Raw genomic sequence first — 25,858 nt, 5'->3', positions numbered from 1 at the left:
CAAAGGCCGGTTCCCGCTTCGCGTCGTTGCAGATCACCTGCCCGCGGATCTTGACGGTTTGGGCAGCAGCTGGCGTTGCGACTTGGGGTGTGGCCAGCAATGACGAGACCTGTAATCGGCATCATCGGGAACGCCCGCATCGTCGAAAGCCGCTTTGCGGCCCAGCTTGTCGGAGAAAATAATCTGCGAGCAGTGGCCGATGTTGCCGAAGCCTTGCCGCTGATGTTTGCCGGCAATCCTAAACTAGCCGATATCGCGGATCTGCTGGCTGTCGTCGACGGCATTCTGCTGACGGGCGCCAGAGCTAATGTCCATCCCAGCCGCTTCAACATGGTGCCTGATCCCAAGCACGAACCTTACGATGAAGATCGTGACGGGCTGGCGCTACCATTGATTGAAGCCTGTGTTGCGCAAGGCGTTCCTGTTTTCGGTATATGCCGCGGTTTTCAGGAAATGAACGTCGCCGCCGGCGGCTCGTTGCATCCTGAAATCCGGGAATTGCCAGGACGCATGAACCACCGAATGCCGCGCCTGGAGACCGGCGAAATCCATCCCGACCCCGCCATCGTTTTCGGCGATCGTCACGATGTTCGACTTATCCAGGACGGGATGTTTGCGCGCATTCTCGGCCGAGAGACGATCCGGGTGAACTCGCTACATGGACAGGGCATCCTCGAACTTGGCGAGAGGGTCGTTGCCGAAGGAATTGCCGAGGACGGGACGATCGAGGCGATACGGTTCAAAGACGCGCCGGGATTTGCGCTCGGCGTGCAATGGCACGCCGAATACGATCCCCAAACCAACCCTGTGAATCGTGCGCTGTTTCAGGCATTCGGCGACGCGGTGAGAGCCCGCAAAGCCATCACCTAAGGTTCGATCGGTTACGGCCGACACTTCACCGCTATCAGCACCACAAAGAAAAGCCGCCGCGAAGATGTTTTCGCGACGGCTTGTAGAGGTTCGAGAGCCGGGATCAGGCCGTCGGCTGCTTGGTCTTCCTGAGATAGGGCAGAACCGTATCGAAGGCGCCGAAACGCGTGATCGCGTCTTCGTTGGACACCGCGGCAGTGATGATGACGTCATCACCCTGGTTCCAGTTCGCCGGTGTGGCCACCTGGTGCTTGGCCGTCAGCTGGATGGAATCGATAGCGCGCAGGATCTCATTGAAATTGCGGCCCGTCGTCATCGGATAGGTCAGGATCAGCTTGATCTTCTTATCGGGACCGATGATGAAGACCGAACGCACCGTCGCGTTGTCGGCAGGCGTGCGGCCTTCCGAGCTCTCGCCGGCGCCGGCCGGCAGCATGTCGTAAAGCTTGGCGACTTTGAGGTCCTTGTCACCGATCAGGGGATATTCAACGTCGAAGCCGGTGGCGGTCTTGATGTCGTTCTTCCACTTGGCATGGCTTTCCACAGGATCGACGGAGATTCCGATGATCTTGGCGCCACGCTTGGTAAACTCCCCCGCAAGGCCGGCCATGGCGCCGAGTTCGGTCGTGCAAACCGGCGTGAAATTCTTCGGATGCGAGAACAGGACGGCCCAGCCGCTGCCGATCCAATCATGGAAGCTGATCGGTCCCTGCGTGGTGTCGGCGGTAAAATCGGGGGCAATATCGTTGATACGTAAGCTCATGGTCGGCCCTCCAAAGCCTTGTGTTCAATGTTGTTTATTTCAAATCGAGGCCATGGGATCCGTCCGCCGGAAGCGGTCGCGAGATTGCGGTCAACAGGACCGCACCGGCCGAAGGTAAAAACTTCCCATTCCAGGATTTTAAGTAAGTCATATACCACGATCACCGAAGGCATGCTCTTTCGATTTCCGGCCTGCTCCGGCATTATTTTTCCGGCAAGTGCGCGCGATGAAGAGACCGATGGTTTTTCCATCGGTCTCCGTTCAAAGCTGCAGGAGAACCGCCGCCCCTCGCTCAGGCCGCCTGAACGGATTTGATCCTGTCGATGCCGCCGACAACAGGCGCGAAATCGTCCCACACGCCTTGGGCGCCCTTCTGCCATTCGTCGAAGGCTTCCGGCTTCAGGAGCTTTCCGCCGTTGGCAAGTGCCGTCTCGACGGATTTGGACTCGTCGTCGACGATCAGCTGGTTGAAATAGGCAGCTCCTTCGCTGGATGCCTGCTGGAACACCGCCTTCTGATCGTCATTGAGGCCGGCCCAGAAGGTCGAGGCATAGTAGATGACGCCGGATGCCCAGATGTGGCCGGTCTCGGTCATGTCAGGCACGACCTCATAGAGCTTGAAGCCGGCATAGGCCGATTTGGTCAGGTCCATCGCGTCCGCGACACCGGTTGCGAGCGCATTGTAGGTCTCGGTGATCGGAATGCCGATCGGCGTCGTGCCGAATGCGCTCCAGAGCTTGGTGTGCAGCGGGCTCTGGATGACACGAATGCGCTTGCCCTTTAGCTGCTCCGGCCGCGTCACCGGCTCCTTGGTCAGGAGATGGCGGGCGCCGTAATTGATGAAATCGCCGACGACGAAATTCTGCGCCTGCAGTTTCTGCTTGAGATCGGCGCCGACATCACCACCAACGGTCCTGCGGACATGGTCGGCATCGCGGAAGAGGAAGGGCAGATCGAGGATCTGCAGTTCCGGTGCCCAGCCGGAGAGCGACGAGACCGTCGAGAGACTGGCCTGGATGGAGCCGAGGCGCACGCCCTCGGCCACCTCCTTCTCGCCGCCGAGCGCACCGTTCCTGACGATATTGAACTTGAACTGGCCGGGCAGCTTCGCTTCGACCAGTTCGCCGATCTTCACCCAGATCTTCGTTTCCGGCTTGTCGTCGCCGAGCAGCGAAGCGATCGTGATCGTCGTCGTGCGGGCGGCGGCGGTGCGGACGAAAGCGGGCGCTGCAAGCACCGTTCCGGTGAGAGCAGCGGTCTTCAGGAAATGGCGTCGATTGAAATTGTCCATGGGGTTGTCCTGTTTACGAGAAGATGATGGCCCAGGCGCAGAGGATTGCGAGCGAGACCAGGAGAGCGAGCAGATAGGGAACCACCGCCCGGAAGAGCTCTGAGGCGGGAATGCGCGTGACGCCGCTGACGACGAAGATCAGCATGCCGAGCGGCGGTGTCAGTCCGTGGATCATCAGGTTGACGACGATGATCACGCCGAACTGAATGGGATCGATGCCGGCGGCGACCGCTGCCGGCAGCAGGATCGGGCCGAAGAGCAGGATCGCGGCGCCGATATCGAGAACGAGGCCGACAACCAGCAGGATGACGTTCGACAGCAGGATGACCGCAAGCGCGCTGCCGCCGAGTGCCGTCGTCAGATGCGAGATCAGCCCGGACACGTCGTCGACAGCCAGCAGGAAGGCAAAGGGGCCGGCCGTGCCGATGAGGAGACCGATTGCCGCCGCTTCAACTGCTGCCTGGCGAAAGGCGGCATAGAGCGAGAGAATGCCGAGCCGCGCACCGATGCCGAGCAGCAGCGTGTAGAAAGCGGCAAGCGCGGCCGCTTCCGTGGTCGTGACGATGCCGATGCGGATGCCGACGACGACGATGACGCCGAGCCCGAAGGCTGGGATCGCCTGGACCGCCGATTGCCAGCGCTGTCTCGCATTTGCGCGCGGCAAGGGCACCTGCTCGCGCACGCTCAGATGGATGGCGACCGCAAGGCATATGGCCATCAGGCCGCCGGCGAAGAAGCCGCCGACAAGCAGCGAGCCGACGGAAAGATTGGTCGCGGTCGCAAGGATCAAGAAGGCGATCGACGGCGGGATGACATTGTCGAGAACCGATGTCGAGGCGATGATGGCCGCCGCCTGCGCCGGCCTGTAGCCGTGTTTGACCAGCTCGGGCTGGAAGGTCGACGCGCCGAAGGCGGCATTTGCGACGGACGAGCCGGAGGCGCCGGAAAAGAGAACGCTGGTCAACAGCGTCGTCTGCGCCAGCCCGGCCCGGCGATGACCGACCATGGCGGCGGCGAAGCGCACGAGCTGGTTGGCGACACCGGAGGCCGTCAGCAGGCCGCCGGCGAGCAGGAAGAAGGGAATGGCGAGCAGCAGGAATTTCGAGATGCCGGTGACGGTGGCGGAAACGATCGCCGGCTCCGGCAGGCTGCTGCCGAAGGCGATGACGACATAGGCTGCGGCAAGAAAGGCGTGCGGCAGCGGCGCAGCAAGCACGAGACCGACCGCGGCGATTAGTCCGAGAAAAATGCTCGGCGGCCAGTCGAGATCGAGCGAGACATGCGGGATGCCGGCATAGAGCGCGACACCGACGGCAAGCGAGAGCAAAACCGGCAGGATCTTGCCTTCGGCGATGCGCTGCAAAAGCAGCACGACAAGGATCAGCGCGCCGCCGGCGCCGAGGAAACCGAAGCGGATCCATTCCGGCACGCCGAGCGTCGGCGAGACGCCGCCAAGCATCGTCATGATCTCGCTGCCGCCGAAGCTCAGAATCAGCGCTGAAAGCACGGTGAAGACGTCGGCGCCGATCGGCGTGACCTTCTGCAGGCTTTCCGGCAGCATCTTGACGAAGACGTCGAGGCGCATGGCAAGCGCGCTGTTGAGGCTGAGCGGCGCGCCGAGCGCGATAAGGCCGACATGCAGCCAGATACCAAGATCCTCGGCGCCAATGAAGCCGGCGCTAAAGAAATAGCGCAGGCAGACTGTGACGAGCACCATCAAGAGCAGCACGGCGAGAACGAGTGCCGCCGCAATGCCGAGAACCGCTTCGATCACCCGCAGCAGGCGCGCTGCCACCCCGCTGTCCGGAGCGGTCTGTTCGATCGGATGAAATTCACTCGTGGCCACAACACTTACCTTCTGGCGAGAGGATCAGGCATTCTTGACGGTCGAAAGATCGCGATCGAATAGCGTCGACCAGGTGTAGTTCCGCGCCTTCGAGACCTCCCTGCTGACATCGAGCCGCGGCAGCACCTTTTCGCCGAAACGATAGGCTTCCTCAAGCAGCGGCATGCCAGAAAGAATGAAAGTATCGACACCAGCCTTTTGATAGGCTTCGAGCGTGCGCAGAACCGTATCCGGCGAACCGACGATCGCCGTGCCGGGGCCGGGCCTCACCAGGCCGATGCCGGCCCAGAGGTTCGGTGCAACTTCGAGATCGCGCAGGTTTTCCGGCTTGAGGCCGCCGTGCAAGGCTGTCATGCGCTGCTGGCCGACGGAATCGCTTCTTGCGACGAAACGCTGGTTAGCGGTGATCGCCGCATCATCCATGCGGCTATAGAGATCGGCCGCCGCCTCCCAGGCCTTTTCGTCGGTGTCGCGAACGATGACGTAGAGACGGATGCCATATTCCAGTTCACGGCCGTAGTGGGCGGCCCGCGCCTTTACCGCTTCGACCTTCTCGCCGATCTGGGCGGGCGTCTCGCCCCAGGAGAGATAGGTGTCCACATGTTTCGCCGCGACTTCAAGCGCCTTATCCGAGGAGCCACCGAACCAGAGCGGCGGCGGTGCGATGCTCTCGCCGACCGGCAAGGCGAGCTTGGCGCCATCCGTCGAGAAATACTTGCCCTGATGGGTAACGCTCTCGCCGGCAAAGAGCCGGTGCCAAAGCTGAAGATACTCCTCCGCCATGTCGTAGCGCTCGTCATGCGGTAACATCATCCCATAGGCGCCGAGCATCTTGGCGTCGCCGGAGACGACATTGATCAGCAGCCGGCCGCGGGCGAACTCCTGAAAGGTCGCCGCCATCTTGGCAAGCAATGTCGGAGCAACGAGGCCAGGATGGATGGCAACCAGAAAACGCAGCCGCTCGGTATGAGCAAGCAGTGCGCTCGCCAGCACCCAGACGTCATGGGCGCCGGTCGCAAACAGGGCGCCGGTATAACCCAGATGGTCATAGGCCTGGGCAAGCTGCTTGTAATAGCCGTAGTCGACCTGACGTGAGCCTTCCGGCTGCCAGGGATAGGCGCCGTCGGGCGCGCACATGTACCAGAAAACGTTCATCTCCCGATTCCTTGTTATTTCGTCATTTCCGGGCGTTTCAGCACGATGGGCTTGGCGAAATGGCCGTGACGCAGCAGCGTGTCGGCCTCTTCCTGTTGTTCGGCAATGATCTCGTCGTCGATCGGAAACACCGTGAAGTCTCGCGAGCGCACCACCTTTTCCCAGGCATCGACATCCGTTCCGCCGCGGTTGCCAGATCCGCCGCGGTCGCCAGATGCAAGAAGTCCGGCGGCGGCGCGCGGATCGGCGGCGATCTCGGTGCCGATCCGGCTGAGTTCGGAGACGATCGCCCGGGTCTCCGTCGCCGAAAGACCGTTCCGCTGCAGTGTCCAGAAAAGCGAACGGTTGGGAATGGCCGCGCCGCAGCGGACGATCAACCTGACGTCGTCGCGCTCCAGCGCCTTTTCGAGACGCGGCGACATGGCGACCCAGGCATCGACGCGCCTTTCGAGCAGGTCGGCGAGCGAATCGCGCGCGCCGCTTTCGACCCGCTCGACATCGGGCAGGCTCATCCCCTCACCTTCGAGGCTGCGGGCCAGGAGATAGGTGTGAAACGAACCGTCGATCAGCGAGATCCGGCGGTCTTTCAGCTCAGCGACGGAGCCGATCGAACTGTCGCTCCTGACGAAGATGGCGCCGTTGGCCGGGCGCGGCGCGGAGGCAGCGATATATTCGACGGCAAGCCCGCGCATATCCGCCTCGATCGGCGGCGTCGAGCCGGTGCCGCCGAGATCGATCTCGCCACGTTCCAGCAGCACCGCGGTATCGCGGCCTTCGGCATAGGAGACGAATATCGGCTGCAGATCGACAAAGGCGCCGGGCCAGAGCCGCGCGAGGCGAAGATGCAGATTGTTGGGGTGAACACCAATTTTCATTCTGTGCAACCGATGGCGTGGCTCATAGCAGTCAATTTACTTTTTTATAAATTGATTACGAGGAAGCGATTGTCGTCAGCAGGAGAAAATCGCCTTTGAAATCCCATAAAATCGATAGGCAATGAAATCTTTTACCAGATCGAGCGAAGTGAGCGAGCCGGAGTTGAAAATTCGGCGCCGTCACTTTACTTTTTTATAGAACCTTCAAGGACGACACCTTTGACGAAGCCCGTTTCCTCCAGAGTCTGCCGCGATGTCGGCGCAGCAAGCGAATTGCTGAAGCTGATCGCCAACGCCAACCGCCTGGCGATTGTCTGCTATCTCATGGAGACAGAAGCCTCGGTCTCGGCGATGGAGGACGAACTCGGTATCCGCCAGCCGACGCTTTCCCAGCAATTGAGCGAGCTTCGCGAGGCCGGCGTGATCGAAGGACGCCGCGATGGCAAAGCGATCGTCTATCGCGTCATTGACCCCCGCGTCGAGACGATTGTGCAAACTCTGCGGGACATGTTCTCTGGCCTCGACGATGTCACCGGGCGCTTCGGAATGACGAAGCTGCCGGTCGACGAAATGATGTTCGATTGAACCCCCAATGATCGACCTCTATACCTGGACCACGCCGAACGGGCTCAAAGTATCCATCGCGCTCGAAGAGTTCGGCCTCCACTATCGTCCCCACACGGTCGACATCACCAAGGGCGATCAATTCCAGCAGGACTATCTCGCCATCAATCCGGGCGGCAAGATTCCTGTTATCATCGATCACGAGACCGGCATCACGCTTGCCGAATCCGGCGCCATCCTGCTCTACCTCGCCGAGAAGACCGGCCGCTTCCTGCCCCTGCAGGGTGCCGCCCGGCATCACACGATCGAATGGCTGATGTGGCAGATGGGCGGCTTCGGGCCGACGCTCGGCAACGCCCATTATTTCCTGACCTATAATGCAGGCCAAGCGCCGTTCGCAGAGGATCTCTTTCGCAGGGACACTCGCCGCCTCTATGAAACGCTGAACGTGCGGCTCGCAGACCGCGACTATCTCGTCGACGACTATTCCATCGCCGACATGGCAGTCTGGCCCTGGGTTTCCCGTTTTAAGCGCCACGAGATCGACCTGAATGCATTCCCGAACGTCAAGCGATGGTATCTCGGGCTTGCGGCGCGGCCACAGGTCAAGCGCGGCTATGACGTTCCCCATTTCACATCCGAAATACCGCAGCCCTGAAGACCTTGCCGACGTGGCGTATTGATCCCGCCCGAAATTTCGGCAATTTGATTATTTTTTGCGCACACCTATTTTTGCACATTTTTCAGGCGGACGCCTTGCTAAATTTGCTGCACTGCGTCATGAATATAGCAATGACGCATCTCGATCTGACAATTCTGGTGATCGACGAAAATGCCATTCGCGCCTCCATCATCGAAGAAGGCCTGCGCGAGGCAGGGCATGTGCGCGTCACCGTGGTCCACGAGGTCAACGGCATCGCGCGAATCATCGAAACGCTGATGCCCGACGTGATCATCATCGATATCGAAAATCCTAACCGCGACATGATGGAGCACTTGTTCCAGCTGACGCGCACCGTCAGCCGCCCGATCGCCATGTTCGTCGATCGCTCCGACACGGCCTCGATCGAGGCTGCCGTCGATGCGGGCGTCTCGGCCTATATCGTCGACGGATTGAAGAAGGAACGCGTCAAACCGATCCTCGACATGGCCGTCAGCCGCTTCAATGCCTTCAACCGGCTACGGCGAGAGCTTGCCGATGCCCGCTCCGCGCTGGAGGAACGCAAGCTGGTCGAGCGCGCCAAGGGCATATTGATGAAGATGCGCGGCCTGTCGGAGGAAGAGGCTTTCGCCCTGCTGCGCCAGACAGCGATGAACGAAAAGAAGAAGATGTCGGAAATCGCCCAGAGCGTCGTCACTGCCGCTGGGCTGTTGATGTAATGGCCGACCTGATGAATTTCCGGAGGAAACCGGAGTGGATATGATGACAACGACCTCCAACTCCGGCGGCGAGCTGCCCTCGCCCGTGCGGGTGAACAACGAAGGACCGAAAGTACTGCGGGCCGGTTTCATTCCGCTCGTCGATGCATCGGTGCTGATTGCCGCCGCAGAATTCGGCTTCGCGCGGAAGGAAGGCCTGACGCTCGATCTCGTCAAGGACGTCTCCTGGGCGAATGTGCGTGACCGCCTGGCATTCCGCCAGTTCGACATTGCCCACATGCTGTCGCCGATGCCCGTCGCCTCCATGCTCGGCCTCGGCTCCAATCCCTCACCGACGATCACACCATTTTCGCTGGGGCGCGGCGGCAACGCGATCACACTGTCGACGCGGCTCTTCGACAGGATGCGGAATGACGTGGGATTGCCGGAAACGGCAAGCACGCTCGACAATGCCCGCGCCCTGGCAAAAACATTGGCGGCAATGAAGGCCCGCGGCGAGCCGCTGCCGACTTTCGGGGTCACCTATCCCTTCTCCTCGCACAATTACGAATTCCGCTACTGGCTGGCGGCCGGCGGCATCGATCCCGACAAGGACGTCAAGCTCGTGGTCGTGCCGCCGCCCATGACTTCGGATGCGCTGGCAGCCGGTGCGATCGACGGTTTCTGCGTCGGTGCGCCGTGGAACATGGTCGCTTCGGAGCGCGGCGTCGGCCGCATCGTCGCCGCCAAACAGGATATCTGGCCGTCGGCACCGGAAAAGGTCATCGGCATGCGGCCGGACTGGGCGGAAAGCCATCCGGAAACCGTTTCCCGGCTGATCGTGGCCCTCGACGCGGCAGCCCGCTGGTGCGACCGGCCGGAAAATCACGACGCGCTGGCGGCAGCTCTTGCCGACCCGCGCTATATCGCTGCCCCCGTCGAGATTATTCGCCGTGTGCTCGCCGGCGAATTCAGCCTCGACGCAAAAGGTAACCGCCGCATCATCACCGATTATTTCATGTTCCATTCCGGCTTCGCCAATTATCCCCGGCCAAGCCATGCGCTGTGGATTTACAGCCAGATGATCCGCTGGGGACAGGCCGAGGTCAGCCTTAACATGGCAAGGGCCGCAGCATCCGCTTACCGCCCGGATCTCTACCGGAGGGCTCTCGGCGACGGCAACGCACCCGACGATGCCGATATCCGCATCGAAGGCGGCGACGAGGGCGACCGCTTCATGGACGGCCACGTCTTCGACCCGGCTAGGTTGCCTGATTATGTCGCAGGCTTTGCCGTTAAAAGCGCCCTGCCCTTCATGTCCGACGACGAGGCCTGATTGACGCCGGCCTGCACAAAACGCCAGCAAGGATCTGCCTGTCTCACAACAAGCGCACAAAAGATTTGCACGACTGATGGCGGCCTGAAAAACATGCATCCGTCAGATTTTTGAATAATATGATTTACATTCAACAGCTTGCACAAGTGACAACAAACTGGCACGCGGTTTGCATTGTGATTATTGCACCGGTCAATGGCGATCAGCGCAGAATGAGCGCGCGATAGGCGCTCATAGGAGACACAGAGGTTACCCCTTCAGATCGAAGATGTAATCTAAGCTTGAGCAAGCCGGCATACGGATTGCTTCCAGGCAACAGGGCTAGAAGGCCCAAGAATTCGGCGTCCAACGGCGGGCGCCACCAGCAAAGCCGCTGATCAGGAAATTTCGCGCACCTCGTGTATGCGCGTCCTGACCAGCGGCTTTTTGTTTTAACCCTCAGCGATGGATCGGCACGACCTTGTCGGGCCCCGGAGAAGTTATGTCTGTCATCGAGAAAGCACAGCCCATGTCGGCCGGCGAACCAGCCAAAGCATTGTGGATCTCCACTGTAGCCTTCACCCTCTGTTTTGCCGTGTGGACGATCTTCGCGATCATCGGCATTCGCATCAAGCAGGATCTCGGGCTGAACGAGGCCGAGTTCGGATTGCTGGTCGGCACCCCCGTGCTGACCGGCTCGCTCGTGCGCATCGTCCTTGGCATCTGGACGGGGCGCTACGGTGGCCGTCTCGTTTACACGCTCACCATGCTGGCCGCCGCATTGGCGACTTTCCTGCTCTCCTACGCCCAGACTTATACGCAGATGTTGATCGCCGGCCTTGGCGTCGGCCTGGCCGGCGGCTCCTTCGCGGTCGGTGTCGCCTATGTCTCGCCTTTCTTCCCGGCTGAGAAGCAGGGAACCGCGCTCGGCATCTTCGGTGCCGGCAATGTCGGCGCGGCTGTGACCAAATTCGCTGCGCCTTTCGTGTTGCTCGCATGGGGCTGGCAGGCGGTTGCCGAGATCTGGGCCGTCTGTCTGGCACTGATGGCAATCGTCTTCTGGTTCACCACGACCGATGATCCGGCCTACCGTCTCCGCCGCGAACGCCGCGTCGCCACCAAGAGTTTTGCCGAGGAATTCGCGCCGCTGCAGAACGTCCAGGTCTGGCGCTTCTCGCTTTACTATTTCTTCGCCTTCGGCGGTTTCGTCGCCCTGTCGCTGTGGCTGCCGCGCTATCTGGTCGGCGTCTACGGTTTCCACCTGGAAACCGCCGGCATGATCGCGGCCGCCTACTCCATCCCGGGCAGCATCTTCCGCGCCTTCGGTGGCGTGCTGTCGGACAAGAAGGGCGCGCGCAGCGTGATGTATACGATGCTCGCCGTATCGGCCGTGGCCACCCTCATCCTTTCGCTGCCGGCTGCTTCTGGGGCCGGGACAGGTCCGGCCTTCGGTATCACCCCCGTCATCTTCATCGTCGTCATCTTCGTGCTCGGGTTCTTCATGAGCCTCGGCAAAGCTGCCGTCTACAAGCACATTCCGGCCTACTACCCAGAAAACGTAGGCGCAGTCGGCGGCATCGTCGGGATGATGGGCGGCCTTGGCGGCTTCATCCTTCCGATCGCCTTTGGCCTCCTCAAGGACATGACCGGCCTTTGGTCCAGCTGTTTCCTGCTGCTCTTCGCGATCGTCGTGATCTCTCTCATCTGGATGCACCTGTCCGTCAAGCAACTGTCGCGCCAAGGGCACTCGGCGCCCCTGGCTGCAACCTGATCAAGGACCTGGAAATATGACCGAAAAACTTGTCATCATCGGCAATGGCATGGCGCCCGGGCGCATGCTGGAGCACCTCTTCGAGCAGGCGCCGGGTCGCTATGAAGTTACGATCTTCAATGCCGAGCCGCGCGTTAATTACGACCGCATCATGCTGTCGCCGGTTCTCTCAGGAGAAAAGGACTACGAACAGATCATCATTCACGGCGACGGCTGGTATATCAAGCATGGCATCATGCTCTACAAGGGCCACAAGATCGTCAACATCGATCGCGCCGCCAAGACCGTCACCTCCGACCACGGCGTCACCGAAAGCTACGACAAGCTGGTGATCGCAACCGGGTCCGTGCCCTTCATCATTCCCGTTCCCGGCAAGGATCTGCCCGGCGTCATCACCTATCGCGATCTCGACGACGTGCAGGCGATGCTGCTTGCCGCTCAGTCGCGCGAAAAGGCCGTCGTCATCGGCGGCGGTCTGCTTGGCCTGGAAGCCGCCGCCGGCCTTGCCCAGCGCGGCATGGACGTCACCGTGCTGCATGTCATGCCGACGCTGATGGAGCGCCAGCTCGACCCCGCCGCCGGCTACTTGCTGCAGAAGGCGGTCGAGGAACGCGGCATCAAGGTCATCTGCAAGGCCAATACCAAGGCGATCGTCGGCAACGGCAAAGTCGAGGGCATCGAGCTTGACGACGGCCGCATCATCCCGGCAACACTGGTCGTCATGGCCGTCGGCATTCGTCCGAGTGTCGGCCTGGCGAAGGACGCCGGCATTGCGGTCAATCGCGGCATCGTCGTCGATGCCGGCATGCAGACCTCGGACGGCGATATTCTTGCGCTCGGCGAATGCGCCGAGGTCGGCGGCATGGTCTACGGCCTCGTTGCGCCGCTCTATGAAATGGCCCGCATCGCCGCCGCGCATCTCTCCGGCGATCGCTCGCCCGCCTTCGTTCACGCGGATACGCCGACCAAGCTCAAGGTCACCGGCATCGAGCTTTATTCACTCGGCGACTTCGCCGACGGCGACGACCGCGAGGAGATCGTGCTGCGCGATGCTTCAGCCGGCGTCTACAAGCGTCTGGTGCTGAAGGACAATAAGATCATCGGCACCGTGCTTTACGGCGAAACCGCCGATGGTGCCTGGTTCAATGACCTGAAGAAGAAGGCAACCGATATTTCGGAGATGCGCGAGACGCTGATCTTCGGACAGGCCTATCAGGGAGGGTCGCCGCTGGACCCTATGGCGGCCGTTGCAGCCTTGCCGGATGACGCGGAGATCTGTGGCTGCAACGGCGTATGCAAAGGCAAAATCACCTCGACGATTTCGGGCAAAGGGCTGACGTCGCTCGATGACGTGCGCGCCCATACCAAGGCATCCGCCTCGTGCGGCTCCTGCACCGGCCTCGTCGAACAACTCATGGCACTGACGCTCGGCGACAGCTACAACCCGGCTGCGGTCCAGCCGATGTGCACCTGCACCGAACTCGGCCATGACGATGTCCGCCGCTTGATCAAGGCGAAGGGTCTGAAGAGCATCCCTGCCGTCATGCAGGAGCTCGAATGGAAGACTTCCTGCGGCTGCGCCAAATGTCGGCCGGCGCTCAACTACTACCTGGTCTGCGACTGGCCCGACGAATATGCCGACGACTACCAGTCGCGCTTCATCAATGAGCGCGTGCACGCCAACATCCAGAAGGACGGCACCTACTCCGTCGTTCCGCGGATGTGGGGCGGCGTCACCAATTCGAACGAGCTGCGCGCCATCGCCGATGTCGTCGATAAGTTCGAAATCCCGATGGTAAAGGTCACCGGCGGCCAGCGCATCGACCTGCTCGGCATCGAGAAGGAAGACCTGCCCGCCGTCTGGGCCGATCTCGGCAAAGCCGGCTTCGTCTCCGGCCAAGCCTATGCCAAGGGTCTGCGCACGGTGAAGACCTGCGTCGGCTCTGATTGGTGTCGCTTCGGCACGCAGGATTCCACCGGTCTCGGCATCCGCATCGAGAGGTTCATGTGGGGCTCCTGGACGCCGGCCAAACTGAAGATGGCCGTGTCCGGCTGCCCGCGCAACTGCGCGGAAGCAACCTGCAAGGACATCGGCGTGATCTGCGTGGATTCCGGTTTCGAGATCCATTTCGCCGGTGCAGCCGGGCTCGACATCAAGGGCACGGAGGTCCTTGGGCTTGTCCGGACCGAGGACGAGGCGCTGGAGCATATCGTGGCACTGACGCAGATGTACCGCGAGCAGGCCCGCTATCTCGAGCGGATCTACAAGTGGGCCAAGCGCGTCGGCCTGGAGGAAATCCGCCGCCAGATCATGGGCGATGCCGAAAAGCGCAAAGCCTATTACGAACGCTTCGTCTTCAGCCAAAAATTTGCCCAGGTCGACCCCTGGTCGGAGCGTGTTTCCGGCAAGGACAAGCACGAGTTCAAGCCGATGGCGACGATCGGCTATCCGCAGGCTGCAGAATAAGGAGATGGACATGAACTGGATCGCAATCGGTGACATCTCCGATATCCCGCTACGCGGTGCGCGCTGCGTGAAGACGCCGCAGGGCAAGATTGCCGTCTTCCGCACGGCCGAAAACGAGGTCTTCGCCATCGAGGATCACTGCCCGCACAAGGGCGGCCCGCTCTCCCAGGGCATCGTCCACGCCAAGTCAGTCACCTGCCCGCTGCACAACTGGGTGATCTCGCTGGAAACAGGCAAGGCGCTCGGCGCCGACGAAGGCGAGGTCCGGACGATACCGGTGCTGAACGAAGACGGCCGGCTGTTCATCGCCTTGGAAAGCCTGATGATGGCGGCGGAATAGATGGCGGCTGAGGTCAAAACCACCTGTCCCTATTGCGGCGTCGGCTGCGGCGTTCTCGCCACGATCGACGAGGCCGGCGCAATCAGCGTCAAAGGAGATCCCGAGCATCCGTCGAATTTCGGGCGGCTCTGCTCGAAGGGTTCTGCCCTTGCCGAAACCATCGACCTCGATGGCCGGCTTCTCTACCCCGAGATCGGAGGCGAACGGAGCGGCTGGGACGAAGCGCTTGATCTGGTCGCCCGGCGTTTTTCTGAAACGATCGCCGAACACGGGCCGGATTCGGTTGCCTTCTACGTCTCGGGCCAGTTGCTGACCGAGGATTACTACGTTGCCAACAAGCTGATGAAGGGCTTCATCGGTTCCGGCAATATCGACACCAATTCAAGGCTCTGCATGTCCTCCTCCGTGGCGGGGCATCGCCGCGCCTTCGGCGCCGATACGGTGCCTGGGACCTATGAGGATATCGAGCTTGCGGATCTGGTGATCCTGACCGGCTCCAATCTTGCCTGGTGTCATCCCGTCATCTACCAGCGGCTTGCCGCCGCAAAGACGGCGCGGCCAAACATGCGGATCGTCGTCATCGATCCGCGCCGGACGATGACCTGCGATATTGCCGACCTGCACCTCGCCATCCGTCCGGACGGCGACGTCGCGCTGTTCATGGGACTGCTTGCCCATCTCGCGACAAGTCCGGCAATCGACCAGAATTACATCGGCGCGCATACCGAAGGTTTCGCCGAAGCTTTTGCGGCGGCGGCAGCGCTTGATATCAACGATCTCCTGGAACGGACTGGCCTGCCGGCCATGCAGATCAGGGAGTTCTTCCGCCTATTCGAGACGACGCCGAAGGTCGTGACCTGCTACAGCCAGGGCGTCAACCAATCCTCCTCCGGCTCCGACAAGGTCAATGCAATCCTCAACTGCCACCTGGCGACCGGTCGCATTGGCCGTCCCGGCATGGGACCGTTCTCGCTGACCGGCCAGCCGAACGCCATGGGCGGGCGCGAGGTCGGCGGTCTCGCCAATATGCTTGCCGCCCATATGGCGATCGAGAATGCCGACGATCGGGATCGCGTGCAGCGCTTCTGGAACTCGCCCGTCATCGCCGCAAGGCCCGGCCTGAAGGCAGTCGACATGTTCCGCGCCGTGGCCGACGGGCGCATCAAGGCGCTCTGGATCATGGCGACCAATCCCGTCGTCTCGATGCCGGATGCCGACAGCGTCGAAAGCGCAATCGCCGCCTGTCCCTTCGTCGTCGTGTCGGACATCCTGAAAGAGACGGACACGACCCGGCACGCAGATGTGCTTCTGCCCTCGCTCGGCTGGGGCGAGAAGGATGGCACCGTCACCAATTCCGAACGGCGCATTTCAAGGCAACGGCCGTTTCTCGACAACCCCGGCGATGCAAGGGCCGACTGGTGGCAGCTTGCGGAGGTCGGGCGCCGCATGGGATTTGCTGGCGCCTTCGATTTTGATGCGCCGGACGCAATCTTTGCGGAGCATGCCGCGCTTTCGGCCTTCGAAAATAACGGCAGCCGCGATTTCGACATCGGCGCGCGCGCCGGCATGAGCGGCGGCGCCTATGAGGAGCTGTTGCCCTTTCAGTGGCCGCACGCCGCAGGGACCGCACCCAGCGTCACCCGCTTCTTTGCCGAGGGCGGTTTCTTCCATCCCGATGGCAAGGCGCGCTTCGTCGCGGTCAAACCGCCCGCAACCGATCGCACCAATGCCGAGTACCCCTTCACGCTGAATACCGGGCGCATCCGCGACCAATGGCACACGATGACTCGAACCGGAAAGAGCGCGCGGCTTTCTGCCCATATCGCCGAACCTTTTGCGGAAATCCATCCGCGCGACGCGATCGAGACCGGTATATCAAGCGCGGGCCTCGTCGAGATCGACAGCCCGCACGGCAAGGCAATCGTCAGGGCGCTGGTGGCCGATCGCCAGGCGCGCGGCGGCATCTTTGCGCCGATGCACTGGAACGACCAGTTCGCCGCAAGAGCACGGATCGATGCCGTGGTCGCGCCGATCACCGATCCCATTTCAGGTCAGCCCGCATCGAAGAACGTTGCCGTCGCCGTCCGGCCGTTTCGCGCCACCCATTACGGCTTCGCCGTCTCCGCCACAAAACCCGCCACGCCTGACGCGGCCTATTGGGCACTGGCAAAAGCCGCCGGCGGCTGGCGGCTGGAGCTTGCTTTCGGCGAAAACGTCGAAGACTGGACGGCCTGGTGCCGCGCGGTTTTCGCCATTCCGACAGAGATCGAACCGCTTGGTTATGCTGACCGGCAATCCGGCGACCTCAGGCTCGCCTTCTTCGATGGCGAGGTCCTGCTTGCCGCGCTGTTTCTCGCCCGCGAGCCCGTCGCCGTCGCACGCAATTGGGCGATCTCGCAGCTTTCAGCCTCGCATGGCGACCTCAGGAAACGCTTTGCGCTCGTTGCAGGCCGTCCCGGCGCCGGCAGGCCGGATCCGGGCGCAACCGTCTGCTCCTGCTTCAGTGTCGGGGTCAACCAGATCGCTGCTGCCGTGCGCGGCGGATGTCACAGCGTCGAAGCGGTCGGCAAGGAAACCAGCGCTGGAACCAATTGCGGCTCCTGCCGTAGCGAAATCGGCGGGATCATCGATCGCTGTCTTGCCGCAGCCGCGGAATGAGACGTACAAAAGCAAGCAGGACGCAGCCGGAGCATTGTCAGGCCCTGTTCGGGACGATCAGCATTCTGTGTTCGGCGGCGATGCGGACCGAGACCTCGTCATAGGATGAGAGGGTCGGGTGCGGCGTCTCCATCTTGTGGTGATGTGTTGCCGTGATGACCATGACATCGGCACCCGCCGCCTCGCCGGCGGTGATGCCGGCTGCGACATCCTCGAACACCAGGCAATCCTGGGTGCTGACGCCGAGGCGTTCGGCTCCGAGAATATAACATTGCGGGTCGGGTTTTCCGACCTTGACGTCCTCAGCCGTCACCATGAATCTCGGCACCGGCAAGCCTGCTGCCTCCAGTCGCCGGTGAGCAAGGCGCAACGGCGAGGAGGTGACGATCGCCCAGCGATCCGGGGGCAATGAACTCAGAAAGGTCGCGGCGCCGGGAATGGCAACGACATCGCTGACATCGGCGATTTCAGCCTCGGTCACCAGTCTTGATTCATGTTCGGGATCGACGCCGGGCAGGTTCAGCCGGGTGATCGTGTCAATGCCGCGCGATCCATGCATCTTCGGCAAAAAGGTGGCGACATCGAGCCCATGGCGCCTTGCCCAGTCACTCCATGCACGCTCGGCCGCATGGATCGAATTGAGGATGGTGCCGTCCATATCGAACAGGAAGGCGGCATAGGGCTTCTCGAAGCCGCGGGGCATCGGCATAGACAAAAGGCTGAATCCTTCAGGGAAAGAGTCGAACGGTGGTCGCTGTCTCGATGAAACGGCAAATCATGGCGTTTTGCAAGCATTCGGGAGGATGGCGGTGACGCCTTCCAACCGCCTTCGCCTAGAAGGCCGCCGTACCCGAGGTGACGATCAAGTCGCAGGAAAGCCGGAGGCCAATCGGGTCGTGGCAGAGGTCATCGGCACCATCGGCGAGTTCCAGTGCGGCCGAAGCATCGGCGCGCAGGTAGGCTTGCGTAGCCGGGTCGACGCGCATCGGAGCGGCGGTCCAGAGCGAGGGACGGCTGACGTCGATCGCGGAAATTTTAGCCCTGTCATTCCTGACGGCGTAGGAGGCGACCACCATGCCACTCAGCGTCAAGGTGAGTGCAAGTACGATCTGGAGACCGAGATCTGCGGCTTCGCGAAAGGAGATGAACATAGCGGCCTCATGCCACGGTTTTTTAGTATCTCCGCATGCAAGTAGGACATGCGCCGGCGCCGATCCAGCGAGATCGCCCGTTAAGGTTTACGCATAACCATGCCGGGTACGCAGCGAGGCTTGAATGCATGTTTTCGGCAAATTTCGGAACAATGATTCCATCAGCCGGTTACCCCTGGGTCATCCAAGATGAAAATCCAAGGAGGATATCCCATGTCTAAGTCCCTTATCGCCGCTTCGCTGCTTGCGATCGGCATGGCATCGTCAGCCTTTGCCCAGTCGAACCCCGATCCAATCGGGCCGACGAATGGCGGCTCGACTGATCCGAATTCGGGTACCTATTCATCCGACTACACCAACGATGACAACGGCATTCGTCCGGTACCCGTCTCGCCGGTCGATCCGACGACGACACAGAGCATCGGCCAGCCGAGGACGATGGAATGCCCCGGCATGCCGCAACAGATGTCCGGCGTCGATACGCGCGGCGGCCAGAGCGGCGCATCGATCAGCGAAGCCTGCCGCGAATACGACAACTAACCGACAGACCGCCGCTCTCACAAAAGGCCGGTTCACGCCGGCCTTTTTTAATGTCGCGGAGGCCATGAAAAGCTTTTCCGCCGGATGAAACTTTTGATCCGCGCGCTCCGTACATCCGTAGCAGTTGAAAGAACACGCGCGGGGACGGCTCTTGGCAAAGGACGCGGCAAAACCTGTTATCCTCTGGTTTCGCAAGGACTTGCGCCTTGACGACAACCGGGCTCTCGATGCCGCCCATCGCTCCGGGCGTCCTATCATCCCCCTCTATATAAGCGAGCCGGAGGCAGCAGGCACCGGTCCGCTGGGCGCTGCGCAGGCCTGGTGGCTGCATCATTCGCTAGAAGCGCTCGACAGATCGCTGCGCAAGCGGCAAGGGCGGCTGGTGCTGGCAAGCGGCGAGGCGCTCGAAGTGCTCCGCGCCTTCAGCAGGGAGAGCGGGGCCGAAGCCGTCTTTTGGAACCAGCGCTACGATCCAGCCGGCATCTCCATCGACGTCCGTATCAAGCACGAATTGGAAAAGCAGGCGATCGAGGCAAGAAGCTTTGGGGGCCAGTTGCTGCACGAACCTTCCCGGCTGGTGACCGGCAACGGCACGCCCTATCGCGTCTACACGCCATTCTGGCGCGCGCTGGAGGGCGGCGGCGAACCGGAGCCGCCACTGGAGGCGCCGGCAAAACTGCGGCTTGCGTCGCAACTTCCGAAATCAGAAGCGCTGGAGGGCTGGAAGCTGCTCCCGACGAAACCGGACTGGGCAGGCGATTTTACCGATCTCTGGACACCCGGCGAAGAGGGCGCGCATGAGAAGCTGCGTGCCTTCATCGAAGACGCGCTCGACGGCTACAAGGAAAACCGAGACTATCCTGCGAGACCCGCGACGTCGATGCTGTCGCCACACCTGGCGTTCGGCGAGATCTCCCCTGCCCGCATCTGGGCTGCCACACGCGGCCTGTCGAAACGGGTGGCAGCGGCCGATGTCGTGCATTTTCGCAAGGAGATCGCCTGGCGCGAATTCTCCTATCACCTGCTTTTCCACTTCCCGCGTCTTGCCTCGAACAACTGGAACGAGCGTTTCGACGGCTTCGAATGGCGCAACGACGAAGACGATTTCAGGGCGTGGCGCCGCGGCATGACCGGCTATCCGATCATTGATGCCGGCATGCGCCAGCTCTGGCGCCATGGCTGGATGCACAATCGCGTGCGCATGATCGTCGCCTCCTTCCTCATCAAGGATCTGATGATCGACTGGCGCCGGGGCGAAGCCTGGTTCCGGGATATGCTTGTCGATGCCGATCCCGCCAACAATGCGGCAAGCTGGCAATGGGTGGCGGGCTCGGGAGCTGACGCCTCGCCGTTTTTCCGCATCTTCAATCCGGTGCTGCAGGGTGAAAAATTCGATCCCGACGGCAACTATGTCAGGAGCTATGTGCCGGAGCTTCGAGAGCTCGGGGCAAAATACATCCACCGGCCGTTCGAGGCGCCGAGGAGCATGCTCGACGAGGCCGGCATCGCGCTTGGCCAGACCTATCCGAAACCGATCGTCGATCACGCACTCGCCCGCAACCGGGCGCTCGCCGCCTACAATGCCACGAGGGATGCCGCATGAACGCGCACTTCCGTCCAGCTCCACCCCGGCTGAAGATCGCCGTCATCGGCTCCGGCATCTCGGGCGCCTCCGCGGCCTGGGCGCTGTGTCAGGTGCACGACGTCACGCTTTATGAAAGCCAAGCACGGGCCGGAGGCCATACGGCGACGGTCGACGTCGATTACGACGGGGTTCAATTTGCGGTCGATACCGGCTTCATCGTCTATAACGAACAGAATTACCCCAACCTGACGGCGCTGTTTGCCGAACTCGGCATCGCGACACATGCAAGCGATATGAGCTTTTCGCTCTCGCTGGATCGCGGCAGGCTGGAATGGAGCGGCGGCGGGCTGTCCTCGATCTTTGCGCAAAAGCGCAACCTGCTGCGGCCATCGTTTCTATGGATGATCCGCGAGATCCTGCGCTTCAACCGCAGATGCCTCGAAGATCGCGCCGCCGGCCATCTCGCCTCGCGCTCGATCGGCGATTATCTCGACTGGCGTGGCTTCTCGCCCGGATTCACCAACAACTATCTCGTGCCGATGGCGGCGGCGATCTGGTCGACACCATCAACCCGCATGCTGCAGTTTCCCGCCGAGCATTTCGTCAATTTCTTCGACAATCACCGGCTGATCTATCGCCGGCAGCACCAGTGGCGCACAGTGACCGGCGGCAGCCGCACCTATCTCGAGCGGCTGCTGCGGCCGCTCGGCGAACGCGTGAAACTTTCCTGCGGCGTGCGCAGCGTCATCCGCTCCGAGCGCGGCGTCACGATCATCGACGAGACGGGGATCGAACACCCGTTCGATAAGGTGATTTTCGCCTGCCACAGCGATCAGACAGCCCGCCTGCTCGCCGATGCCACCGATCGGGAAAGCAGGCTGCTTGCCGCCATCCCCTACCAGCCGAACCGCGTCGTCCTGCACCGCGACCAATCGCTGATGCCGCAGCGGCGCAAGGTTTGGGCCTCATGGAACTATCTCCGTTCAAGCCGTGAAGATGGAAAGGCCGACGTCGCCGTGACTTACTGGATGAACCGGCTGCAGGGCATCGACGATCAATTCCCGCTATTCGTGACCCTCAATCCCGACCGCGAACCGGACTCCCATAAAGTGTTTGCCGAGTTCACCTATGAACATCCGCAATTCTCGGCGGACGCCATGGCCGCACAGCAGGCGCTCGCCGTCATTCAGGGAGAGAACCATTGCCATTTCGCAGGTGCCTGGACGGGGTACGGATTTCATGAGGATGGACTGGTTTCCGGCTTGGCGGCGGCAGAGGCGCTGGGCGGGATCATACCGTGGCGGACTGCCCGAACCTCGGAACCTCAACCGGACGTGGCGGCATGACAGGACGCGGCAAAAAAAGGCGTGGCATGAATGCGGCGGCCAACGGCGCTCCATCGGATGCCGCCGCAGCACTCTATGTCGGCGAGATCATGCATCAACGGATGAAACCGTTCGGCCATCGCTTCCGCTACCGCGTCTTTTCTCTGCTTGTCGATCTCGACAGACTGGACGAGGCCGGCGGGTTATCGGTGCTGTTTTCCGTCAATGGGCCCAATCTCATCTCGTTTCACGAGAGGGACCATGCCGATACCAGAGACACATCACTGCGTGCCTATGCAGACCGGCTGCTCGCCAAGGCGGGGCTCGACCGCGCGGACAGGATCCTGCTCGTCTGTTATCCCCGAATTCTCGGCTATGTCTTCAACCCGCTCTCTGTCTATCACGCCTATGATGCCGGTGGCGCAGTCGTCGCGATGATCTATGAGGTGCGCAATACTTTCGGCGAGCGGCACAGCTATATCTGCCCCGTCGGCCATGGCGAGATGTCGGAGAGCGGGCTTCGCCAGAGCTGCGACAAGCTCTTCCACGTCTCACCCTTCATCGGCATGGCGGCGCGCTATCATTTCCGCATGCTGCCGCCCGGCGCCGAAATCCGCTGGCGCATCCTTGAAACCGATAATGAAGGACCGCTGCTCTCGGCGACATTTTCCGGACGACACGTGCCGTTGACCAGCGCCTTGCTGCTGGGGTTGACGGCGCGCATCCCCTTCCTCACCTTCAAGATCATCGCCGGCATCCATTGGGAAGCGTTGAAGTTGTGGCTGAAGGGCGCGCGCTACGTCCGGCGTCCTGCGCCCCCGCCTGAAGTCAGCGTCCGCCAGCCCCGCCCGCTTGCGGAAGCGGCGGAATGACATTAGCGTTCGATGCAATGGCCGGGGGGCGGCCGCGCGTATCATTAAGGGTGCTTCGTCCCTAACCGGCAGGAAAATGCTGGAGGAGGAAAAATGAGCAAGGCGCAGGACTGGAATCTGCTGGCTCGTGATGCAGTGACGCTGACGGCCGAAAACATGTCCCGCATGGTGAAGGGTCTGCCCTTCAAAGCAAAGCTGGCGCTGCGCGGACTTCTGCACATGCAGCACGGTTCGCTTGCCGTTACCCTTCCCGACGGCCGCAGGCTGCTGGTCGAGGGCAAGAAGGCCGGGCCAAAGGCGGCGCTCAGCCTCCACAACTGGAACCTTGCCTATCGGGCGCTGACGAGCGGCACGATCGGGGTCGCCGAAACCTATATGGACGGCGATTGGGACAGCCCTGATATCGCCGCCTTCCTCGAACTCTTCCTCGTCAATGGCGAGGCCGCGTTCAGCTATGCGCATGGCAAGGGCGGTCTTGGCCGCCTCTTCGAGCGCGTCCGCCATTGGATGAACACCAATACCAAAACGGGCTCGAAGCGCAACATTTCCGCCCATTACGATCTCGGCAACGATTTCTACAGGGAATGGCTCGATCCGAGCATGACCTATTCCTCAGCACTCTATTCCACCGGCGCCAACGATCTGCAATCGGCCCAGAACGCCAAATACCGGGCGCTTGCCGAGGCGACCGGCATCGGGCCCGGCGACCATGTGCTGGAGATCGGCTGCGGCTGGGGCGGTTTTGCCGAATTTGCCGCAAGCGAGCTGAAGTGCAAGGTGACAGGGCTGACGATCAGCCGCGAGCAGCTTGCCTTTGCCGAGGAGCGCATCCACAAGGCCGGCCTCGATGACCGCGTGGAATTCCGCTTCCAGGATTACCGCGATGAAGCAGGGCTCTACGACCGGATCGTTTCGATCGAGATGTTCGAAGCGGTCGGCGAAAAATACTGGCCGTCCTATTTCTCCAAGCTCAGGCAATGTCTGAAGCCGGGCGGCAAGGCTGGCCTACAGATCATCACCATCCGGCCGGAATCCTTCGACCAGTATCGCAGCAACCCTGATTTCATCCAGAAATATGTCTTTCCAGGCGGCATGCTGCCGACGCGCAACCATCTGGCCGAACTTGCCGGCAAGGTCGATCTGTCGCTGGTCAAGGACTTCGGCTTCGGGCTCGACTACGCCCGCACGCTTGCCGAATGGCGCGAGCGTTTTTGGTCGGTCTGGGAGCGCATTCGCCCGATGGGCTTCGACGAGCGCTTCAAACGGCTCTGGGAATTCTATCTGTTCTATTGCGAGGCCGGCTTCCGCGCTCGCAATATCGATGTCCGTCAGGTCGTGTTTTCGCGTCGTTGATCATTCCGCCGCATGCGGCGTCACCGGATGGTGACCAGGCAATGGCGGCCGCTCCCGCCAGCCGGTCACGCGGTTCACCAGCGTGAAATAAGCGCCATAAGGGAGCAGGCGGGCGAGCTTCAGCATGGTGGTGAAGCGCTTCGGGAAAGTGATCTCGAAGGCCTGCGATTTCAATCCGGCAGCAATCTCCCGGGCGGCTTCCTCGACCGATACCAGGGCCGGCATCGGAAAGGCATTTTTCCTCGTCGCCGGCGTATCGACGAAGCCCGGGCTGACGAGCTGGATGCGGATGCCCATCTTGTCGAGATCGAATTTCAGGCTTTCGGCCATATTGATCAGCGCCGCCTTGGTGGCGCCATAGGCAGCCCCTGTCGGCAAGCCGCCATAGCCGGTGACGGAGGAAACGATGGCGATCTGTCCCTGCCCTTTCGCCTTCATATGGCGGATCGCGGGCAACAGACAGTTGACGACGCCGGAAAGATTGACGGCAAAGCTCTTTTCGAAATCGCTGCGGTTCAGGTCTTCGGCGTGGACCGGCAGATAGACGCCGGCATTGAGGATCGCCATGGCGAGCGTCCCGTGCTCATATTCGATGGAGGCCATGACATGTTCCATGTCCTCTGCATCGGTGACGTCGCCGTCGAGAACGACAATGCTGCCGGAAAGGCCGCGGGCTTCGGTCTGCAGCTCCACCAGCTTTTCGTGACTTCTGGCGGTGACGGCGACCTTGTATCCTTCGGCGGCGAGCTTTAACGCAAGCGCCCGGCCAATGCCTGAACTCGCGCCTGAAATCCAGACGATTCCATGTTCGGGATGGGCAATGAAATCACGCATGACATGTTCCTCCGGGCCGCCTGATCAACACGAAAACAGGTCCGGAAGTTTCTCTGCTCCTCCCGGATTTAGGGCTCTATCACACCATTGTGGCTGCTTTCAGCCGATCAGGTCGCCGATCATCTGACGAAAGGATCCGGTGAGCTTGACCGGCCCGTCCGAAACGGCAAAGGCGATGCAAGGCCTGTCCTTTTCGGCGACCGGCCGGTGGTCGACCGTCTCGTCGGCAATGGAGATGTCGCCGGGACCGAAACGGCCGCGTTCATCGTTGAAGGCGCCGTCGAGGATGAGGATCAGTTCCATGCCTTTATGGGTGTGCGCCGGCAAGGCGCGGCCCGGCCGGATCCACATCAGGCTGACCTCGCAGCCGTCCATGTCGAGCGAATATTCCCTGAAACCGGGCAATCGCCGGCGCCAGGGCACATCCTCGGCCTCGAAGCCCAAGAGAGCACGCAACGCTTGAGGAAACAGCGCATTTTCCGGTCGCGTGGCCGTCTGCGCCGCCGGGACGGGAGATGCAGAGGAAAAGATCGCCGCAAGCCGCCCGTCGCGATCGGCAATGGCGACTTCAGGCGCGTTTTCCAGAGCTTCGCCTGCCAGCAGTTCGAGGCTGTTTACCAGGCTGCGATTGTCCGGTTTCATTTCGAGATGAGACTGCACCAGCACACGCGCCGGCTCAGGCAAGGAGCCGGCGACATAATGCGCCATCAATGCATCGATCGTGTCGATCTGCTCGTGAACCATCTCGGTTTCGGTCACGCCCTGTTGCCGCGCTCCGTTTTCGCTTTGTCGTCATCCGTACGGGGAAAGTCAATCTTCGGATCACCCCGCACACGGCGGGATTGCGGGGCCATAGTCATTTTGGGGAGGAAAGCCAAATTTTATCGCGTCCGACAGAGGTGTGGAATAGCTTTTCTTGCCAAC

Annotated in this window: 24 protein-coding genes; 14 read left to right on the top strand and 10 right to left on the bottom strand. The window is 61.5% G+C overall.

Annotated elements, in window-relative coordinates:
• Window positions 1-99 precede the first annotated feature (99 nt).
• Window positions 100-870 (top strand): gamma-glutamyl-gamma-aminobutyrate hydrolase family protein, encoded by a 771-nt coding sequence (locus AC1D2N_RS20590; RefSeq protein WP_018241758.1) that lies wholly within the window; start codon window positions 100-102, stop codon window positions 868-870.
• A 103-nt stretch (window positions 871-973) separates the two neighbouring features.
• Here the strand turns inward: AC1D2N_RS20590 and AC1D2N_RS20585 are convergent, their stop codons facing one another.
• From AC1D2N_RS20585 to AC1D2N_RS20560, 6 genes are read right to left on the bottom strand one after another with little or no spacing between them, the layout of a single operon-like run.
• Complete coding sequence (locus tag AC1D2N_RS20585; protein WP_130652253.1) at window positions 974-1,633, bottom strand: peroxiredoxin; 660 nt, start codon at window positions 1,631-1,633, stop codon at window positions 974-976.
• Window positions 1,630-1,884 carry a hypothetical protein gene (locus AC1D2N_RS20580; protein ID WP_245484459.1) on the bottom strand — a complete coding sequence of 85 codons (255 nt, stop codon included), beginning with the start codon at window positions 1,882-1,884 and terminating at the stop codon, window positions 1,630-1,632. The genes AC1D2N_RS20585 and AC1D2N_RS20580 overlap by 4 nt, the downstream gene beginning before the upstream one ends.
• 41 nt (window positions 1,885-1,925) lie before the next feature.
• Entirely contained in the window at window positions 1,926-2,924 is a 999-nt protein-coding gene (locus tag AC1D2N_RS20575; RefSeq protein ID WP_130652252.1) for a TRAP transporter substrate-binding protein, read from the bottom strand.
• 13 nt (window positions 2,925-2,937) lie between these two features.
• The gene (locus tag AC1D2N_RS20570; protein WP_130652251.1) at window positions 2,938-4,770 is read right to left on the bottom strand and encodes a TRAP transporter large permease; all 1,833 of its coding nucleotides are present in this window, start codon (window positions 4,768-4,770) and stop codon (window positions 2,938-2,940) included.
• A 24-nt stretch (window positions 4,771-4,794) separates the two neighbouring features.
• On the bottom strand, window positions 4,795-5,925 hold the full coding sequence (locus AC1D2N_RS20565) for an LLM class flavin-dependent oxidoreductase (protein ID WP_130652250.1): 1,131 nt from the start codon (window positions 5,923-5,925) through the stop codon (window positions 4,795-4,797).
• Between the two features lie 14 nt (window positions 5,926-5,939).
• A complete protein-coding gene (locus tag AC1D2N_RS20560) occupies window positions 5,940-6,800 on the bottom strand; it encodes an ABC transporter substrate-binding protein (protein WP_130652249.1) in 861 nt (286 codons plus the stop codon).
• A gap of 219 nt (window positions 6,801-7,019) precedes the next feature.
• Here AC1D2N_RS20560 and AC1D2N_RS20555 point away from each other — a divergent pair, with 219 nt between their 5' ends.
• The 8 genes from AC1D2N_RS20555 to AC1D2N_RS20520 all read left to right on the top strand — a co-directional run bounded on the left by AC1D2N_RS20555 (window position 7,020) and on the right by AC1D2N_RS20520 (window position 17,274).
• The gene (locus AC1D2N_RS20555; protein ID WP_018481244.1) at window positions 7,020-7,385 is read left to right on the top strand and encodes an ArsR/SmtB family transcription factor; all 366 of its coding nucleotides are present in this window, start codon (window positions 7,020-7,022) and stop codon (window positions 7,383-7,385) included.
• A 7-nt stretch (window positions 7,386-7,392) separates the two neighbouring features.
• Complete coding sequence (locus AC1D2N_RS20550) at window positions 7,393-8,022, top strand: glutathione S-transferase family protein (RefSeq protein WP_130652248.1); 630 nt, start codon at window positions 7,393-7,395, stop codon at window positions 8,020-8,022.
• A 134-nt stretch (window positions 8,023-8,156) separates the two neighbouring features.
• On the top strand, window positions 8,157-8,744 hold the full coding sequence (locus tag AC1D2N_RS20545; protein WP_018241751.1) for an ANTAR domain-containing response regulator: 588 nt from the start codon (window positions 8,157-8,159) through the stop codon (window positions 8,742-8,744).
• 34 nt (window positions 8,745-8,778) lie between these two features.
• Entirely contained in the window at window positions 8,779-10,059 is a 1,281-nt protein-coding gene (locus AC1D2N_RS20540; RefSeq protein ID WP_197728243.1) for a CmpA/NrtA family ABC transporter substrate-binding protein, read from the top strand.
• 481 nt (window positions 10,060-10,540) lie between these two features.
• Window positions 10,541-11,809, top strand: coding sequence for an MFS transporter (locus AC1D2N_RS20535; RefSeq protein WP_028732146.1), 1,269 nt, complete (start codon window positions 10,541-10,543; stop codon window positions 11,807-11,809).
• Window positions 11,810-11,825: 16 nt separating this feature from the next.
• The gene (gene nirB / locus AC1D2N_RS20530; RefSeq protein WP_064251202.1) at window positions 11,826-14,276 is read left to right on the top strand and encodes a nitrite reductase large subunit NirB; all 2,451 of its coding nucleotides are present in this window, start codon (window positions 11,826-11,828) and stop codon (window positions 14,274-14,276) included.
• Between the two features lie 4 nt (window positions 14,277-14,280).
• On the top strand, window positions 14,281-14,616 hold the full coding sequence (nirD, locus tag AC1D2N_RS20525; protein ID WP_018073330.1) for a nitrite reductase small subunit NirD: 336 nt from the start codon (window positions 14,281-14,283) through the stop codon (window positions 14,614-14,616).
• Window positions 14,617-17,274 (top strand): nitrate reductase, encoded by a 2,658-nt coding sequence (locus tag AC1D2N_RS20520; protein WP_130652247.1) that lies wholly within the window; start codon window positions 14,617-14,619, stop codon window positions 17,272-17,274.
• Between the two features lie 37 nt (window positions 17,275-17,311).
• On the opposite strand, the gene AC1D2N_RS20515 is transcribed toward AC1D2N_RS20520, so the two are convergent.
• Together AC1D2N_RS20515 and AC1D2N_RS20510 are read right to left on the bottom strand one after the other, a co-directional pair.
• Window positions 17,312-17,989, bottom strand: coding sequence for an HAD family hydrolase (locus AC1D2N_RS20515; RefSeq protein WP_018241746.1), 678 nt, complete (start codon window positions 17,987-17,989; stop codon window positions 17,312-17,314).
• A gap of 118 nt (window positions 17,990-18,107) precedes the next feature.
• On the bottom strand, window positions 18,108-18,425 hold the full coding sequence (locus AC1D2N_RS20510; RefSeq protein ID WP_028732150.1) for a hypothetical protein: 318 nt from the start codon (window positions 18,423-18,425) through the stop codon (window positions 18,108-18,110).
• A 213-nt stretch (window positions 18,426-18,638) separates the two neighbouring features.
• On the opposite strand from AC1D2N_RS20510, the gene AC1D2N_RS20505 reads away from it, so the two are divergent.
• The 5 genes from AC1D2N_RS20505 (at window position 18,639) to AC1D2N_RS20485 (ending at window position 24,100) form a co-directional block, all read left to right on the top strand.
• Window positions 18,639-18,965, top strand: a complete 327-nt coding sequence (locus tag AC1D2N_RS20505) for a hypothetical protein (protein ID WP_018241745.1) — start codon at window positions 18,639-18,641, stop codon at window positions 18,963-18,965.
• A 151-nt stretch (window positions 18,966-19,116) separates the two neighbouring features.
• Window positions 19,117-20,568: a cryptochrome/photolyase family protein gene (locus AC1D2N_RS20500; RefSeq protein ID WP_130652246.1), complete on the top strand. Its 1,452-nt coding sequence runs from the start codon at window positions 19,117-19,119 to the stop codon at window positions 20,566-20,568.
• Window positions 20,565-21,896, top strand: coding sequence for an NAD(P)/FAD-dependent oxidoreductase (locus tag AC1D2N_RS20495; protein WP_130652245.1), 1,332 nt, complete (start codon window positions 20,565-20,567; stop codon window positions 21,894-21,896). Before AC1D2N_RS20500 ends, AC1D2N_RS20495 begins: the two co-directional genes overlap by 4 nt.
• Complete coding sequence (locus tag AC1D2N_RS20490; RefSeq protein ID WP_018445694.1) at window positions 21,893-22,747, top strand: DUF1365 domain-containing protein; 855 nt, start codon at window positions 21,893-21,895, stop codon at window positions 22,745-22,747. Before AC1D2N_RS20495 ends, AC1D2N_RS20490 begins: the two co-directional genes overlap by 4 nt.
• Before the next feature lie 93 nt (window positions 22,748-22,840).
• Window positions 22,841-24,100 (top strand): SAM-dependent methyltransferase, encoded by a 1,260-nt coding sequence (locus AC1D2N_RS20485; RefSeq protein ID WP_018241741.1) that lies wholly within the window; start codon window positions 22,841-22,843, stop codon window positions 24,098-24,100.
• On the opposite strand, the gene AC1D2N_RS20480 is transcribed toward AC1D2N_RS20485, so the two are convergent.
• A complete protein-coding gene (locus AC1D2N_RS20480; RefSeq protein ID WP_018241740.1) occupies window positions 24,101-24,934 on the bottom strand; it encodes an SDR family NAD(P)-dependent oxidoreductase in 834 nt (277 codons plus the stop codon).
• A gap of 99 nt (window positions 24,935-25,033) precedes the next feature.
• Entirely contained in the window at window positions 25,034-25,693 is a 660-nt protein-coding gene (locus AC1D2N_RS20475; RefSeq protein ID WP_018445695.1) for a ChrR family anti-sigma-E factor, read from the bottom strand.
• Window positions 25,694-25,858 lie beyond the last annotated feature (165 nt).

This window comes from Rhizobium sp. P1_B8, from assembly GCF_056406515.1.
The sequence above is the reverse complement of the archived record's forward strand: the minus strand, read 5'-3'. Positions and strand labels throughout refer to the sequence as shown.